Origin of the sequence: Phaeodactylibacter luteus, from assembly GCF_007993045.1 — a bacterium.
Classification (GTDB): Bacteria; Bacteroidota; Bacteroidia; order Chitinophagales; family Saprospiraceae; genus Phaeodactylibacter; species Phaeodactylibacter luteus.
Map to the genome: position 1 here is coordinate 83,323 of NZ_VOOR01000015.1, position 14,145 is coordinate 97,467.

13 protein-coding genes and 5 tRNA genes are annotated in these 14,145 nt (G+C 51.3%); 17 read left to right on the forward strand and 1 reads right to left on the reverse strand.

Going from position 1 to position 14,145, the window contains the following annotated elements; translation table 11 throughout:
• Positions 1–206: 206 nt before the first annotated feature.
• From FRY97_RS09090 to FRY97_RS09100, 3 genes are all read left to right on the forward strand, one after another.
• Positions 207–3,422 (forward strand): SusC/RagA family TonB-linked outer membrane protein, encoded by a 3,216-nt coding sequence (locus FRY97_RS09090; RefSeq protein ID WP_147167140.1) that lies wholly within the window; start codon positions 207–209, stop codon positions 3,420–3,422.
• Positions 3,423–3,514: 92 nt separating this feature from the next.
• Positions 3,515–4,957 (forward strand): SusD/RagB family nutrient-binding outer membrane lipoprotein, encoded by a 1,443-nt coding sequence (locus FRY97_RS09095; protein WP_147167141.1) that lies wholly within the window; start codon positions 3,515–3,517, stop codon positions 4,955–4,957.
• Between the two features lie 329 nt (positions 4,958–5,286).
• Positions 5,287–6,438 carry a DUF3179 domain-containing (seleno)protein gene (locus FRY97_RS09100; protein WP_147167142.1) on the forward strand — a complete coding sequence of 384 codons (1,152 nt, stop codon included), beginning with the start codon at positions 5,287–5,289 and terminating at the stop codon, positions 6,436–6,438.
• Here the strand turns inward: FRY97_RS09100 and FRY97_RS09105 are convergent.
• A complete protein-coding gene (locus FRY97_RS09105; RefSeq protein WP_147167143.1) occupies positions 6,427–6,876 on the reverse strand; it encodes an energy transducer TonB in 450 nt (149 codons plus the stop codon). The genes FRY97_RS09100 and FRY97_RS09105 overlap by 12 nt on opposite strands.
• A gap of 129 nt (positions 6,877–7,005) precedes the next feature.
• Here FRY97_RS09105 and FRY97_RS09110 point away from each other — a divergent pair, with 129 nt between their 5' ends.
• The 14 genes from FRY97_RS09110 (at position 7,006) to rplL (ending at position 14,121) form a co-directional block, all read left to right on the forward strand.
• Positions 7,006–7,908 (forward strand): tyrosine-type recombinase/integrase, encoded by a 903-nt coding sequence (locus FRY97_RS09110; protein WP_147167144.1) that lies wholly within the window; start codon positions 7,006–7,008, stop codon positions 7,906–7,908.
• A 58-nt stretch (positions 7,909–7,966) separates the two neighbouring features.
• Positions 7,967–8,272: a ribosome hibernation-promoting factor, HPF/YfiA family gene (gene hpf / locus FRY97_RS09115; RefSeq protein WP_147167145.1), complete on the forward strand. Its 306-nt coding sequence runs from the start codon at positions 7,967–7,969 to the stop codon at positions 8,270–8,272.
• 344 nt (positions 8,273–8,616) lie between these two features.
• A tRNA-Thr gene (locus FRY97_RS09120) sits at positions 8,617–8,690 on the forward strand.
• A 90-nt stretch (positions 8,691–8,780) separates the two neighbouring features.
• Positions 8,781–8,863, forward strand: a tRNA-Tyr gene (locus FRY97_RS09125).
• 144 nt (positions 8,864–9,007) lie between these two features.
• A tRNA-Gly gene (locus FRY97_RS09130) sits at positions 9,008–9,080 on the forward strand.
• A gap of 172 nt (positions 9,081–9,252) precedes the next feature.
• Positions 9,253–9,324 (forward strand) — tRNA-Thr (locus FRY97_RS09135).
• Positions 9,325–9,390: 66 nt separating this feature from the next.
• The gene (gene tuf / locus FRY97_RS09140) at positions 9,391–10,587 is read left to right on the forward strand and encodes an elongation factor Tu (RefSeq protein WP_147167146.1); all 1,197 of its coding nucleotides are present in this window, start codon (positions 9,391–9,393) and stop codon (positions 10,585–10,587) included.
• 88 nt (positions 10,588–10,675) lie between these two features.
• Positions 10,676–10,748, forward strand: a tRNA-Trp gene (locus tag FRY97_RS09145).
• 170 nt (positions 10,749–10,918) lie between these two features.
• Positions 10,919–11,107, forward strand: coding sequence for a preprotein translocase subunit SecE (gene secE / locus FRY97_RS09150; protein ID WP_147167147.1), 189 nt, complete (start codon positions 10,919–10,921; stop codon positions 11,105–11,107).
• A 24-nt stretch (positions 11,108–11,131) separates the two neighbouring features.
• Positions 11,132–11,743, forward strand: a complete 612-nt coding sequence (nusG, locus tag FRY97_RS09155; RefSeq protein ID WP_147167148.1) for a transcription termination/antitermination protein NusG — start codon at positions 11,132–11,134, stop codon at positions 11,741–11,743.
• A gap of 112 nt (positions 11,744–11,855) precedes the next feature.
• Positions 11,856–12,314, forward strand: coding sequence for a 50S ribosomal protein L11 (rplK, locus tag FRY97_RS09160; protein ID WP_147167149.1), 459 nt, complete (start codon positions 11,856–11,858; stop codon positions 12,312–12,314).
• 65 nt (positions 12,315–12,379) lie between these two features.
• Complete coding sequence (gene rplA / locus FRY97_RS09165) at positions 12,380–13,072, forward strand: 50S ribosomal protein L1 (protein WP_147167150.1); 693 nt, start codon at positions 12,380–12,382, stop codon at positions 13,070–13,072.
• Between the two features lie 24 nt (positions 13,073–13,096).
• A complete protein-coding gene (gene rplJ / locus FRY97_RS09170; RefSeq protein ID WP_147167151.1) occupies positions 13,097–13,627 on the forward strand; it encodes a 50S ribosomal protein L10 in 531 nt (176 codons plus the stop codon).
• Positions 13,628–13,743: 116 nt separating this feature from the next.
• Entirely contained in the window at positions 13,744–14,121 is a 378-nt protein-coding gene (gene rplL / locus FRY97_RS09175) for a 50S ribosomal protein L7/L12 (RefSeq protein ID WP_147167152.1), read from the forward strand.
• The last annotated feature ends 24 nt before the right edge of the window (positions 14,122–14,145 follow it).

Genomic DNA, 14,145 nt, shown 5'->3' on the forward strand with positions numbered 1-14,145 from the left:
GCTATCTCTGCCTTAGAGCTGGGAGGAACGCAAACACTTGGCGTAAGTGTTTGTATGACAATAAGTTGAAGAGTGCGGCTAGGCTATGCTGCCAAGGTTTGATTTTGACGTACGGTTAACAAAAAATTAACTTCTCCTCAGGTAAAGTATCTAAATTGTCCTACTTTAGCGTTTGACTCAACGTTTTAATTAAATCAATATTTAGTATGAAAAAACTCTCACTAGTACTGGGGCTGGTGCTATTTGGCATTGGTTCCATGTTCGCACAGAGGACGGTCACGGGTTCTGTAAGTGACCAAGCAGGAGATCCGCTCCTGGGCGCCAGTATCCTCGTAAAAGGTACTTCCACAGGTACTATCACAGACATTGACGGGACTTACTCGATCAATGTTTCTGGCGACGATGCGGTGTTTATTGTTAGCTACACCGGTTTTACCACAAAAGAAATTGAAGTAGGCACAAGCACGGTGCTGGATATCACCATGGAAGAAGGAGTCAACCTTCAGGAAGTAGTGGTGGCGGCGCTGGGCATCGAGCGGGAGAAAAAGTCTTTGGGCTATTCTGCTCAGGAGCTTGGCGGTGCCGAGCTTGCTGAGACCCGTGAGGTCAACCTGGTCAATTCCCTTCAGGGTAAAGTGGCAGGTGTGCAGATTCAGGGTTCCCCATCCACATTAGGTGGCTCTTCCCGGATTACTATCCGCGGGGTGAACTCTTTCCTTGGCGAGAACCAGCCGCTCTTTGTGGTGGATGGTATCCCCATCGACAACTCCAACTTCGCTTCCAATGCTCAAATGCGAGGATTTGGAGACGACACCTCCTACGATTATGGCAACACGGCACAGGACATTGATCCGGAGAGCATCGAGTCGATGACTGTACTGAAAGGTGCAGCGGCATCTGCGCTCTACGGTCAGCGCGGTGCCAACGGTGTTATCCTCATCACCACTAAGGATGGTTCTGGCCGCAAAGGGCAGGGCATCGGTGTTGAGGTGAACTCTAGCGTTACATTTGACAACGCAGTCAACCTGATCCCGCATCAGCAGCAGTACGGTGGCGGCGCTATTGTCGACCCCAACGTCAACAACGGTTTCGCCAGTGTAATCCAAGACGGGCAGGAATACCTGTACCCTGCTTATTCTAAGGACGGCTCCTGGGGCCCTAAGTATGACCCCAACGTACTGGTCCGTCATTGGGACAGCTGGGATGAGGGCAATGCTATGTACAAAGAAGTACGCCCTTGGGTTGCGCCAAACGGCTCTTACGAAGACTTCTTCGAAACAGGGCAGACCCTGATGAACAGCGTTGCGCTCAGCGGCGCCAACGATAAGGGCAACTTCCGCCTGGGCTACAGCAACCTGAACCAGGAAGGCATTATGCCGAACTCCAAGCTGGAGCGGAACACTATTACTTTCAACTCTGGCTATGATATCCACGACCGCGTCCGCGCGGAGTTTGTAGGTAACTACGTGCGCACGGATGCCTCTGGCCGTAACGTGACAGGTTATAACAATGCCAACCCTATGCAGGCCTTTACGCAGTGGTGGCAGACGAACCTGGACATGGAGCGCCTTCAGAACGATACCCGTACCGATGGTACTCAGCAGACTTGGAATGCAGTGGGCCCTCAGGTGGATGCCAACGGCAACCTGATTTCTTTCACTGCCCGCCCGAATTTCTTCGACAACCCTTATTGGGTGCGCAACAACTTCCTGCAAGAGGACGTGCGCAACCGTTTCTATGGCAATACCGCACTGTCTGTAGATTTGGCAGAAGGCCTGGTGCTTTCTGGCCGGGTAGGTACAGACCTTTACCAGTTTAGCCTCCGCGAAGGGGTGCCTGTAGGATCTGTCTCTACTCCTTACTACGAGGAAGGCGAGCGCCGTTTCCAAGAGACCAACATGGAGTTGAAACTGAACTATAACAAAGACTTCGACCGCATCTCTCTTAATGCTATGGTAGGGGGCAACCGCATGCGTCAGTTGCAGCGTGCAACCACGCTCAATACAAGTGGTGGCCTGTCTTTGGCAGGGTACTACAACATCAGCAACTCTGCTGGCGCGCCAATCGTTTCTACCAGTGAGTTCCAGCGCGGCATCAACAGTGTCTTTGGTTTGGCTTCTATTGGCTTCGACAATTGGCTGTACCTCGACGTTACCGCACGTAACGACGTATCTTCTACACTGCCTGATGACAACAACTCTTATTTCTACCCTTCTGCATCAGTAAGTGCGGTTATCTCTGACCTGCCGATGTTCGGCGGCAAGATTGGCCCGATCTCTTTTGCAAAAGTACGTGCCAGCTTTGCACAGGTGGGCAACGATGCAGACCCTTACCGTCTGACGGATGTGTTTCTGCCACAGACTCCCAACTACGATGGCCAGCCTCGCTACACGGTGCCTAATGCACAGAACAACCCGGTGCTCAAGCCAGAATTGACCTCCGAGATTGAGCTGGGCCTTGACCTGCGCTTCCTCAATGGGCGTGTCGGCATTGATGCAGCTTATTATGACCGTACTACTGAAGATCTCATCTTCACCGTGCCTTCTTCTCCTGCAACCGGCTATACCTCTAAGGTGTTGAACGCAGGTGAGATGCGCAACTACGGCTTTGAGTTCATGCTTTCTGCTACACCTGTTCAAACCAAGGACTTCAGCTGGAACATCACCTTGAATGCCCTGCGTCAGTTCAATGAAGTAGTAAGTATCGCTGATGGTGTGGAGAGCATCGCCCGCGGCGGCACTTGGGCCGCTGACCTGCGTATCGCAGAAGGCTTGCCTTATATGGCTATCTTTGGTCAGGACTACGTTTACAACGAAAATGGCGAGCGCCTGGTCGATGAGGATGGCAATTATTTGTTTACCGACGAGCGGGTTTTCCTCGGCTCTGCCATCGCAGACTGGACCGGCGGCATCTCAACTGGTTTCCGTTATAAAGGCCTTTTTGCCAATGTGTTGTTCGACTTCCAGAAAGGGGGCGCTGTCCACTCTACATCTCTGCAGTGGTCTAAGTACTCCGGTATGCACCCTGAAACCGTTGCTTTCAACGACAGCGACGATATCCGTGCAGATGGCATGCTGCTGCCTGGCGTAAAAGCTGACGGTACGCCGAACGACGTGCGTGTCAACCCTCAGGTCTACTATCAGACTTACTGGAACCGCGCTGCACCTAACGTTTACGAGGCTAGCTTTGTCAAGCTCCGCGATGTGCGCATTGGCTATACTATCCCGAACAAGCTGTTCGGAAAAGCGCCATTCCGTGATGTAACTGTATCTGTATTTGGCCGTAACCTGGCTATTCTAACTGCTGATCTTCCTTACCTCGACCCACAGAACATCAATGGAGCAGGTAACGATCAGGGGCTGGAAAATGCTCAGGTGCCATCTACCCGTTCATTCGGTGTGAACCTGTCTTTGAAGCTGTAAACCAGCCAACGGAGACGGCACTGCCTGCTCTGGCAGCCTAACGACTTGGCGCAGGCAGCGCGCACATTGATTCACTAAAATAAACTGAAAAAATGAAGTTTTTCTCAAAGCATAAATACGCTTTCGCATTCGGCCTGGCACTGCTTGGTGGCACCGCTTGCGAAAATGTGGCCGACCTTAATGTCGACCCCAACAACCCTACGGAAGTGCCTGCTTCCAACCTGATGACTCAAGCACAGTACACCCTGAATAACACGCTTTGGAGCCGTGGCTACAATGCAGAGTGGACGATGCTTTGTGTACAGCACTGGGCACAAAATGAGTATGCCGAGGAGTCTCGCTATACCGTTGATGGCAACAACTTCAATACGCAGTGGAGCAACTTCTACGCTGGCGTGCTCAATGAGCTCAAGGTAGCTTCGGAGATGATCATGGAGGATGAGAACATGCTGGAGAGCGTACGTGCCAATCAGCTTGCTATCTTGGAAATCCTCCGGGTACAAACCTTCCATTCGCTGGTAGACGCTTATGGCGATATCCCTTACACTCAAGCATTGGATGGGGTAACCTACCCGCTGCCTGCGTACGACACGCAGCAGAGCATTTACATGGACCTCTTGGCTTCCCTCGATGCTGCAGTTGCTTCTATAGACGAGGCTGGCAGCTCCTTTGGAGGGGCTGACCTGATCTATGGCGGCGATATGACGATGTGGCGCAAAATGGGCAACTCTCTTATGATGCGTATGGCTATGCGCATTGTAGATGTAGATGAGGGCACGGCTAAAACCTACATTGACAAAGCGGCTAACGGTGGGATGCTAGAAAGCAATGCCGATAATGCATTGTTTGTCTTCTCAAGCGACCCCAATATCGCCAACCCCCTTTACATTGACAATGTCATCAACAACCGTGACGACTTTGCTGTGACGGATGTGCTCGTGGACAACCTCAAGGATATGGGCGACCCCCGTCTTGATGTCTTCGCAGCACCAACCAACTCCGGTGAAATTGTTGGCATGCCTTATGGGCTTACTGACGGCGAAGCTTTTGCCTTAAAGTCGACAACTTCCCGCCCGAGCGGTATGGTGCGCGCTGCAACAGCTCCTGCGGTTATCATCGACTACGCCGAAGTCGCTTTCCTTATGGCTGAGGCTTATCAGCGCGGCCTGCTGGCTGGAGATGCTGCGGCTGCTTACGCAGAAGGCGTTACCGCTTCCATGAATTACTGGGGCATTACCGATGCAGCTGCTATTGCAGATTACATCGCGGCAAACCCTTACGATGCCAACAACTGGAAGCAGTCTCTAGGGTGGCAGAAGTGGATCGCGTTCTACATGAACGGGCCTCAGGCCTGGGCAGAGTGGCGCCGTCTTGACTTCCCTGTGCTCGAGGTCCCCGCAGCAGCTACCAACGATGTTATTCCTGTACGCCTGCCTTATCCAATTGATGAGCAGACTCGGAACAACTCTTCTCTGCAAGCGGTTACCAGTACGCCAAATGACCTGAACACCAAGCTCTGGTGGGATGTGAATTAAGCACTTTTCCTACATTAATATGGATGCCAGCCTGTGGCAAACATCAGGCTGGATAACAGACTTGATGTCAAGTCTAATAAAGAAGGGGCTGCAGCCGGTAGGTTGTAGCCCCTTCCTAAACCAAAAAGGCGCAAACCAAAATACCGCAGGCGTTTATACTTTCCGGGTTCTAGGCTAGCATTGGCCTAGCGCTGCGAAGGGGTGGCCGAAGGCCAGACCCGACGCCTGTAGGGCGAGGGGCCGAGCGGATAGCGAGCCCCGTAGCATAGCGGCACCTGCCCGTTGGGCAGGGGCAGGCCCCATCCTTGCGGCAGGGGCAGGCCCAAAAAATGATAATCTGGTTTGCGCCCAATCAAAAAGAGATGACTATGGCCGCCCGGTTGATTTTTGTTTCCACTCTCTACGTACTGTGCCTGGCTTCCTGTACTACAGAGCGCGAGCCGACGGTAGCAGCCGGCGGCAGTGGCGAGAGCAGGCAGGTGACGGTCCTGAACCTCATGGCAGATGGGCAGCCTATTGTTGCTGCAGGGAGCAACGGGAGAGATTTTGCCGTTGCCTTTGCTGCTGTCTTACAAGAGGATACGCTGGTGTTCGATGCTGTACAAGGGGCATTCCCGGTTGTCATGCGCGATGAAAAGGGGAATGAGTGGGATGTTTTCGGCAAGGCCGTGTCCGGCCCAGATGCTGGGGCAGCGCTCGAGCCGGTAGTGTCAGGCAGAGGGTTTTGGTTTGTGTTTGGCGCCCTATATCCAGGCGTGGAGATATGGGGCCAAGGCATGGAAGCCATAGCGCTTGCTACAGATACGGTGCCCGGATGGGCAGTTGCCGCCCAAGGCTTGGCGCAAGGTATGGAGCTCGATGAGATCCCTTCTTTGGATAACCCTGAGTTTGTGACCTACCAAGTACTGGGGAATGCCCCGGAGGCTATCTTTTATCTGCAGGAATCGGACCGGGTAGTGGCCGTTAAGGTAAATGGGGAGGTAAAGCTGTACCCTATCCCAGTGCTGAACTGGCACGAGGTCATCAACGATGAGGTCGGCGGGGTGCCAGTCGCAATAATGTATGCGCCGCTTACCGGGACAACCCGTGTTTATGAGCGGCCAGATGGGGTCGAGTTTGGGGTATCGGGCATCATCTACAATAACAACCTTTTAGCTTTTGACCGCTTGACGGAGAGCTTTTGGCTGCAATGGGAAGGGCGCTGTGTTTTTGGCAGTAGGGTAGGGGAGCAATTATCACCCGTACCGTATGTGGTCGTCAGTTTCTCCACTTGGCTGCAGGTCGATAGCCAGCCCCAGATCGTCAGTGGAGTCCAGGAAAACGGTTTCCCTTACGGAGATTACCCTTTTGGGGATTACCCCGAGAATCAAAACATTACCTACCCACTGATGTATTTGGATACCCGCCTGCCGGCAAAGGAAGAAGTTTTTATGGCCGGGCAGAGCAGGGAAGGGCTCATCCTGCCCAAGTCAGCTTGGTAGATCAATAGTGTACTCGTAACCGGTACCGGGCTTCGGTTGGCCAGAACGCGTGGCCGTTGGCTGGTACTGATACTGGAAAGTGGCGGCAGAAGGTGCCTCAGGCTGTTGTGGGTTGGGGAGCCTGAAGTGTATCTTGATGGTCTTATGGAAGATGATCTTGCCTTTGCCTGGCTGCTTTGGCACTTTGAACTTCATCTGGCTTACAATCCTGCAAGCTTCTTCTTCGCACCCATAGCCCGGGCCGGATATGGCGTCAGCGCGGGACACCGCCCCGGTATGTGCTATACTGCAGCGGACGACTACCGTGCCTTCTACGTTTGCCTGGGCCGCTTCAGGAGGGTAGCGCAGCTCTTTCGAGACGAAAGCCTTCATTGCATTGGGCCCTCCCTCGTAGTATGGTTTTTTGATGAAATGTTTATCCTTTTTCTCTCTACGCATAAATCACTTGTGTTTCAGTGCCCTAGGCTAGCTGTCGGCTTTTGCTGTGCAGCACACCTTGCAATTATAATTTGACAATTTAATGCAATTGGGTTAACTTGATGTAACTCGAACGAATAAACCTGCTGAATGGATATAACCGCTTTTCTTCAATATCTGGAGTTTGAGAAGCGCTTCTCTGAAAACACTCTCGCTGCGTATACTAAAGATATGGAGCAGTTTTCGCTGTTCTTGTCTGAGCATTACGGGGCAGAAGCGCCCGATCAGGTAACCCACCGGCATATCCGCGCATTTATGGTCGACCTGCTCGGCAAGGGCAACAGCCCAAAGACGGTGAACAGGAAGCTGTCCACCCTGCGGGCGTTTTTCCGTTTTTTGGCCAGGCGAGGCCAAGTTTCAATAGACCCTACCCTCAAGGTGACAGGCCCCAAGACACCAAAGCGGCTGCCCGGGGCCATTAGGCAGGAAGAGCTGGAACGGCTGTTTGGCGAGGTTGATTTCCCCTCCGGCTTTGAGGGCAGCCGAGACCGACTGCTGCTTGAGGTCCTGTATGCCACAGGCATACGCAGAGCAGAGCTGATCGGCCTAAAGGTCGCTGATGTCGACTTGGCAGCGGGGCACTTGCTTATCCGTGGCAAAGGCCGTAAAGAACGCTTGGTGCCCATTAGCCGGCAGTTGGCAGATCAGGTGCAGGCTTATTTGTCCGAAAGAGAAGGCCTTCCTCCGATGACGGCCCATTTGTTCTTGACAGGGAAAGGGAAGGAGATGTACCCCAAGCTGGCCTACAATATCGTCAAGAGATACTTATCGCTGGTAAGCAGCAGTGAGCAGATGGGGCCTCACGCGCTAAGGCATTCATTTGCTACCCACCTGGCAGAGAACGGGGCGGAGCTCAATGCCATAAAAGAGCTGCTTGGGCATGCATCCCTGGCCTCCACCCAAATTTACACGCACAATACCATTGCGCGTTTGAAAGAAGTTTACCAACAGGCACACCCAAAGGCTGAAAGTGAAGATATGCACCACAAGTGAGTCGTCTCAGCCTGTAGCATTATATTATCATCCTACATCATTTAAAACAGGAAAGATTATGAAGGTACATACCGAATCCGTGTCGTTCAAAGCCGATCAGAAGCTGGTCAGCTTTATCGAAGCCAAGCTCAGTAAAATGGAAAAGTACTTTGACCGCATTATAGAGGCAAGGGTGACGCTGCGCCTCGAAAATTCTGGGCAAGTCAAAGACAAGATAGCCGAGGTGAGCCTTAGCGTGCCCGGCGAAACCCTTTTTGTGAAAGAATCTGCCAAAACATTTGAATCATCTATTGACAGCGCGGTATCTACTATACGCCGTCAGCTCATCCGTTATAAAGACCGCCTGCGCAGGAAGTCCGCTTAACACGAGCGTTTGCATATCTTCCAGAAGCCCCCTGTTGGCCCAAGCTAGCAGGGGGCTTCTGTGTGTACCCTGAGGCAGAGTTGGCGGGCAGGGGCAGTACCGCAGGGGCGAGAAGAAAAAAAGACAAAAAAAAAGTAGAAGGTTTTCACTTTGTCGCAAAAGTTATATCTTTGCAATCGCTTTGAGAAAATGATCTCAGCACAACAATTGAAAGGCGAAAAAAAATATAAATTCTTGCTTGCAGGTTTCGCAGATAGCATTATCTTTGCGGAGCAAAAAACGAAAGGCAGCAAGAATGATTGCAGCCGAACAAATTGCAAGTTGAAAATCTGCTAAGACTTAACGCCAGCATAGCTCAGTTGGCCAGAGCAGCTGATTTGTAATCAGCGGGTCGGGGGTTCGAATCCCTCTGCTGGCTCAAAAACGGTATCACGGGCAGCCTGAGGCTTTAATGCTTCTGTTCGCGCTCAACGTTTAAGGCTTAAATCAAGCAGTTCAATTTGCAAAAGGGGATGCGCCGGAGTTGGAGAGCCGGGCCAGACTGTAAATCTGGTGACTCTGTCTGAATAGGTTCGAATCCTATCATCCCCACTTCATCCCGCCAAGCTGTTGCAAGCTGAGGCGGTTTGCTGTTTCAAGGCTTCCCCACTATGCTGAGGGAGCAGGAGGGCATCACCAAGTGCTCTTCCCCTGGTAATGAGTCAGGGTTTATCATTTGACAAAAAGGGTTAATAAGCGGGAGTAGCTCAGTTGGTAGAGCATCAGCCTTCCAAGCTGAGGGTCGCGGGTTCGAGTCTCGTCTCCCGCTCTTTTTTCCTGCCTCGATCGAGGCAGGCGCCTGCCGCGCAACGGTGCGGGCGGGTGAGGGCAAGCCCTAATTAATAACATACGCCGGTCACGGCAGTGAAGCCCCTGCCTGCAGCCACCATCAATTTGGCGGATCAAAAGGAGTGTAAGCTTCAAACTAAGATTAAAGTCAAGCCAATGTAGCTCAGGGGTAGAGCACTTCCATGGTAAGGAAGGGGTCAGGGGTTCAAATCCCCTCATTGGCTCACTTTAGTGAACGGTATTGTATCCTGATTCATTATTAAACTTTCGCATCAAAAATTTGATTACCGATGGCTAAGGAAACATTTGAAAGGACGAAACCCCACTTGAACGTGGGTACTATCGGTCACGTAGACCACGGTAAGACGACTCTTACCGCAGCCATTACATCTGTCCTTGCAGACGCAGGTTTCGCAGAAAGAAAAAGCTACGATACTATCGACGCAGCTCCTGAGGAGAAAGAGCGTGGTATCACTATTAATACGGCTCACGTAGAGTACCAAACTGAAAACCGTCACTACGCTCACGTTGACTGTCCAGGTCACGCTGACTACGTAAAGAACATGGTTACAGGTGCGGCTCAGATGGACGGAGCTATCCTCGTAGTTGCTGCTACAGACGGCCCTATGCCACAGACTCGTGAGCACATCCTGCTCGCTCGTCAGGTAGGTGTACCTAAAATCGTTGTTTTCATGAACAAGGTTGACCTTGTTGATGATGAGGAAATGCTTGAGCTGGTTGAGATGGAAGTTCGTGAGCTTCTGGATCAGTACGAGTTCGACGGCGACAACGCTTCTATCATCATGGGTTCTGCCCTGAAAGCTCTGGAAGGCGACGCTGATGCAAAGCAGAAAATCCTTGATCTGATGGCTGCTGTTGACAGCGACATCCCTGAGCCAGAGCGTGCTATCGACAAGCCGTTCCTGATGCCTATCGAGGACGTATTCTCTATCACAGGTCGTGGTACTGTTGCTACAGGCCGTATCGAGCGTGGTGTTATCGAGACTGGCAACCCAGTAGAGATTGTTGGTATGATGGCTGAGGGCGAAAAGCCAATGACTTCTACCATCACAGGTGTAGAGATGTTCCGTAAGATCCTGACTCGTGGTGAGGCAGGTGACAACGCGGGCCTTCTGCTCCGTGGTATCGATAAGAATGACATCAAGCGTGGCATGGTAATCTGCGCTCCAGGTTCTGTAAAGCCTCACAAACACTTCAAGTGTGAGGTATACGTTCTTGGCAAGGACGAAGGTGGCCGTCACACGCCATTCTTCAACGGTTACCGCCCACAGTTCTACTTCCGTACCACAGACGTTACCGGTGACGTTAACCTGCCAGACGGAGTAGAAATGGTAATGCCTGGCGACAACGTAACCCTTGAGGTTAAGCTGCTCAACACCATCGCTATGGAGAAAGGTCTCCGTTTCGCGATCCGTGAAGGCGGACGTACCGTAGGTGCAGGTCAGGTAACTGAGATTCTGGACTAACACAGATCGCCTTTGACTAAAGGCTGTCTGATAAGTACAATAAAGGCAAGAAGACCGGGCTCATTAGCAGTCTGGTCTTCTTCCACACACGGGCATAGCTCAACTGGTAGAGCGACGGTCTCCAAAACCGTAGGCTGGGGGTTCAAGTCCTCCTGCCCGTGCAAGAGCGGATTTTTTCCGTAAAGAATTTAGAAGGAATACTTCCTTCGTACAAATCCGGGCTCGGAGAAAAGCATAGAATGAGCGTTTTAACTTCTATTCTCGGAAGATGGACGCTTGTGCCTTTCTCCGAGTATATTTGTAAGTAAACCTGTTATAACCACGATTAGAGATGGAAAGGTTGAAGTTGTATGTAAAAGAGAGCTACCACGAACTGGTTACTAAGGTTACCTGGCCATCTTGGTCCAACCTTCAGAGCAGCACCGTGGTTGTACTGGTCGCATCAATTTTGCTGGCACTGGTTATCTTCCTAATGGATGTTGTTTCCAAGGGCGTACTAGATCAGATATACAAGCTTTAATTTCATTTAGGATAAGCAGCAGAAATGACTGAGGATAACGGTAAGCCTTTAGAAGATAATACTCCTGAAGAGGATCAGGCATCAGACAACAAGCCTGAGTGCCGGTGGTACTCTCTGCGCGTAATCAGCGGTAAAGAGCGTAAAATCAAAGAGCGTATCGAGCTTGAGATTGATCGTTCTAAGTGGGGAGGCTTTATAACACAGGTATTGGTGCCAACCGAGAAAGTGTATAAAATCCGGAGTGGCAAGAAGGTGATTTCTGAGCGCAACATTCTGCCAGGCTATATCCTCATAGAAGCCATTCCTGCACAACTTTCCGGGGAAATCATACAGACTATAGCGAACATTCCGAATGTCATACACTTCTTGGGGAAGAACAACCCGATCCCAATGCGGGAATCAGAAGCCAACCGGATGCTTGGCAAGGTGGATGAGTCTCAGGAAGCTGGCGAAGCGATGATCGAGCCGTTCATTGTTGGGGAGACCGTCAAGATTATTGATGGGCCGTTCAGCGAGTTTGTCGGGGATATTCAGGAAGTCAACGAAGAGAAGAAAAAGCTGAAAGTAATTGTAAAAATCTTCGGGCGAGGCACAGAGGTAGAGCTCAACTTCATGCAGGTAGAAAAGACCTCTTAAGCCCCGCAAAGCGAAATGTATTTAAGCTACAAAGCTTTTGTTCCGTTCTTTGGAATGGGAACGCTTCCCCTAAGCAACGTAGCTCCACATAGTTTTTTTAAAGCGAGACACAATGGCTAAGGAAATCAGTACTTTTATTAAGCTACAGGTCAAGGGTGGCGCTGCAAACCCTGCTCCGCCGGTAGGTCCGGCACTTGGTGCTAAGGGGGTAAACATTATGGAGTTCTGCAAGCGCTTCAATGCGGAGACGCAGGACCGTGCAGGGCAAACGCTTCCTGTAGTAATTACTGTTTTCAAGGATAAGTCTTTCTCTTTCGTCATCAAGACACCGCCCGCTGCTGTACAGCTGCTTGCTGCTGCTAAGCTCAAGGGGGGATCTGCAGAGCCTAACCGTAACAAGGTCGGGTCTGTAACTTGGGACGACGTAAAGGCTATCGCAGAAAACAAGATGTCTGACCTGAACTGTTTCACCGTGGAGTCTGGTATGAAGATGGTAGCAGGCACCGCTCGCAGCATGGGGCTTACCGTTAGCGGTACACCGCCTTGGGAAACAGAAGCAGCTGAAGGCTAATAATCAAATTCATTTCTTCGCAGGGAGTCCTGAAAAGGACGTTAATACCTCAAAACAGAAATTCAATGGCTAAAGTAGGTAAGAAGAGAGCCGCCGTTAATGCGAAAGTAGACCGGGAGAAAAACTATCCCCTGGAAGACGCGATGGCCCTCATCAAAGAAGTGAACACTGCTAAGTTTGATGCTTCAGTGGACCTTCACATCCGCCTTGGTGTTGACCCCCGTAAAGCAGATCAGGCCATCCGTGGCACAGTTGTGCTGCCACACGGTACGGGCAAGACCAAGCGTGTTGTTGTTTTCTGTACTCCAGACAAGGAGGCAGAAGCCTTGGAAGCCGGTGCAGATTTTGCCGGCCTCGACGACCTCGTACAGAAAGTACAGGGCGGATGGACAGATTTTGACGTCGTTATTGCCATGCCTCAGGTGATGGCTCAAGTTGGCCGTCTGGGCCGGGTACTCGGCCCTCGTGGCTTGATGCCTAACCCCAAGACGGGCACTGTAACCCCTAACGTAGGAGCTGCGGTGAGCGATGTCAAAGGAGGTAAAATTTCCTTCCGTGTAGATAAATATGGGATTATCCATGCTTCAGTGGGTCGCGTTTCTTTCGAGCCCAATAAGCTCACAGAGAACGCGAAAGAGCTGCTGGGCACACTTTCCCGCATGCGCCCGGCTTCGGCCAAAGGCACTTATATGCGCAGTGTGACCGTAGCAAGCACCATGAGCCCTGGCATCCGTGTTGATGCTAAGAACATGGGTTAAGTTAACTTTTCAAAACCTTAAGCAATGACTAAAGCAGAAAAGACGGCTACCATTGAAGCGCTGAAGGAGAAGCTTTCCAATGTAGAGCACTTCTACCTGGCAGACTCTTCTACGCTGACGGTAGAGCAAGTCAATAAATTCCGCGGGCTGTGCTACGAAAAAGGCATCGAGATGAAGGTGGTCAAAAACACCCTTATCAAGAAGGCTATGGAGAGCGCACCCGAGGAGAAGAATTACAGCGCCATTTACGAGGCCCTCAAAGGCCACACGGCTATCTTGTTCACAGAAACAGCGAATGCGCCTGCCAAAGTGATCAAGGAATTCCGCAAGGAGAACGAAAGGCCCCTGCTCAAGGCGGCTTATATCGAATCGGATGTTTACATCGGTGACGACAAGCTGGAGTCGCTCGCAAGCCTCAAGTCGAAAGAAGACCTGTTGGCAGAGATCATCATGCTCCTGCAGTCTCCTGCAAAGAACGTTATCAGCGCCCTCCAAGGCTCCGGTGGTCAGAAGATCGCAGGCCTGCTCAAAGCGCTCGAAGACCGCGCTGCTTAAGATTGCAGCCTTTGTCTTCAACCGCAGCTTGAAACATAGCTGCACATTAGCACGGCTTCCAAGCTGTACGCACAAATATATTTTTTTCGAACGTACAACTTTTAAAATCAACAACGATGGCAGATCTGAAAGAATTTGCAGAACAGCTGGTTAACCTCTCCGTAAAGGAAGTAAACGAACTGGCTAATATCCTGAAAGAAGAATACGGCATTGAGCCTGCAGCAGCAGCTGTAGCTGTAGCGGCTGGCCCTGCTAGCGACGGCGGCGGAGCAGCTGAAGAAAAGACTGAGTTCGACGTAGTGCTCAAGTCTGCTGGCGCAGGTAAGCTGAAAGTCGTTAAAGAAGTGAAGAGCTTGCTGGGCGTTGGCCTGAAGGAAGCAAAAGAACTGGTTGACGGCGCTCCTGGTACCCTCAAAGAAGGTGTATCTAAGGAAGAAGCTGAGAAAATCAAGGCTGCACTGGAAGAAGCTGGTGCAGAGATTGAACTCAAGTAGGGATACTGAGACAAGGGTAGGAGA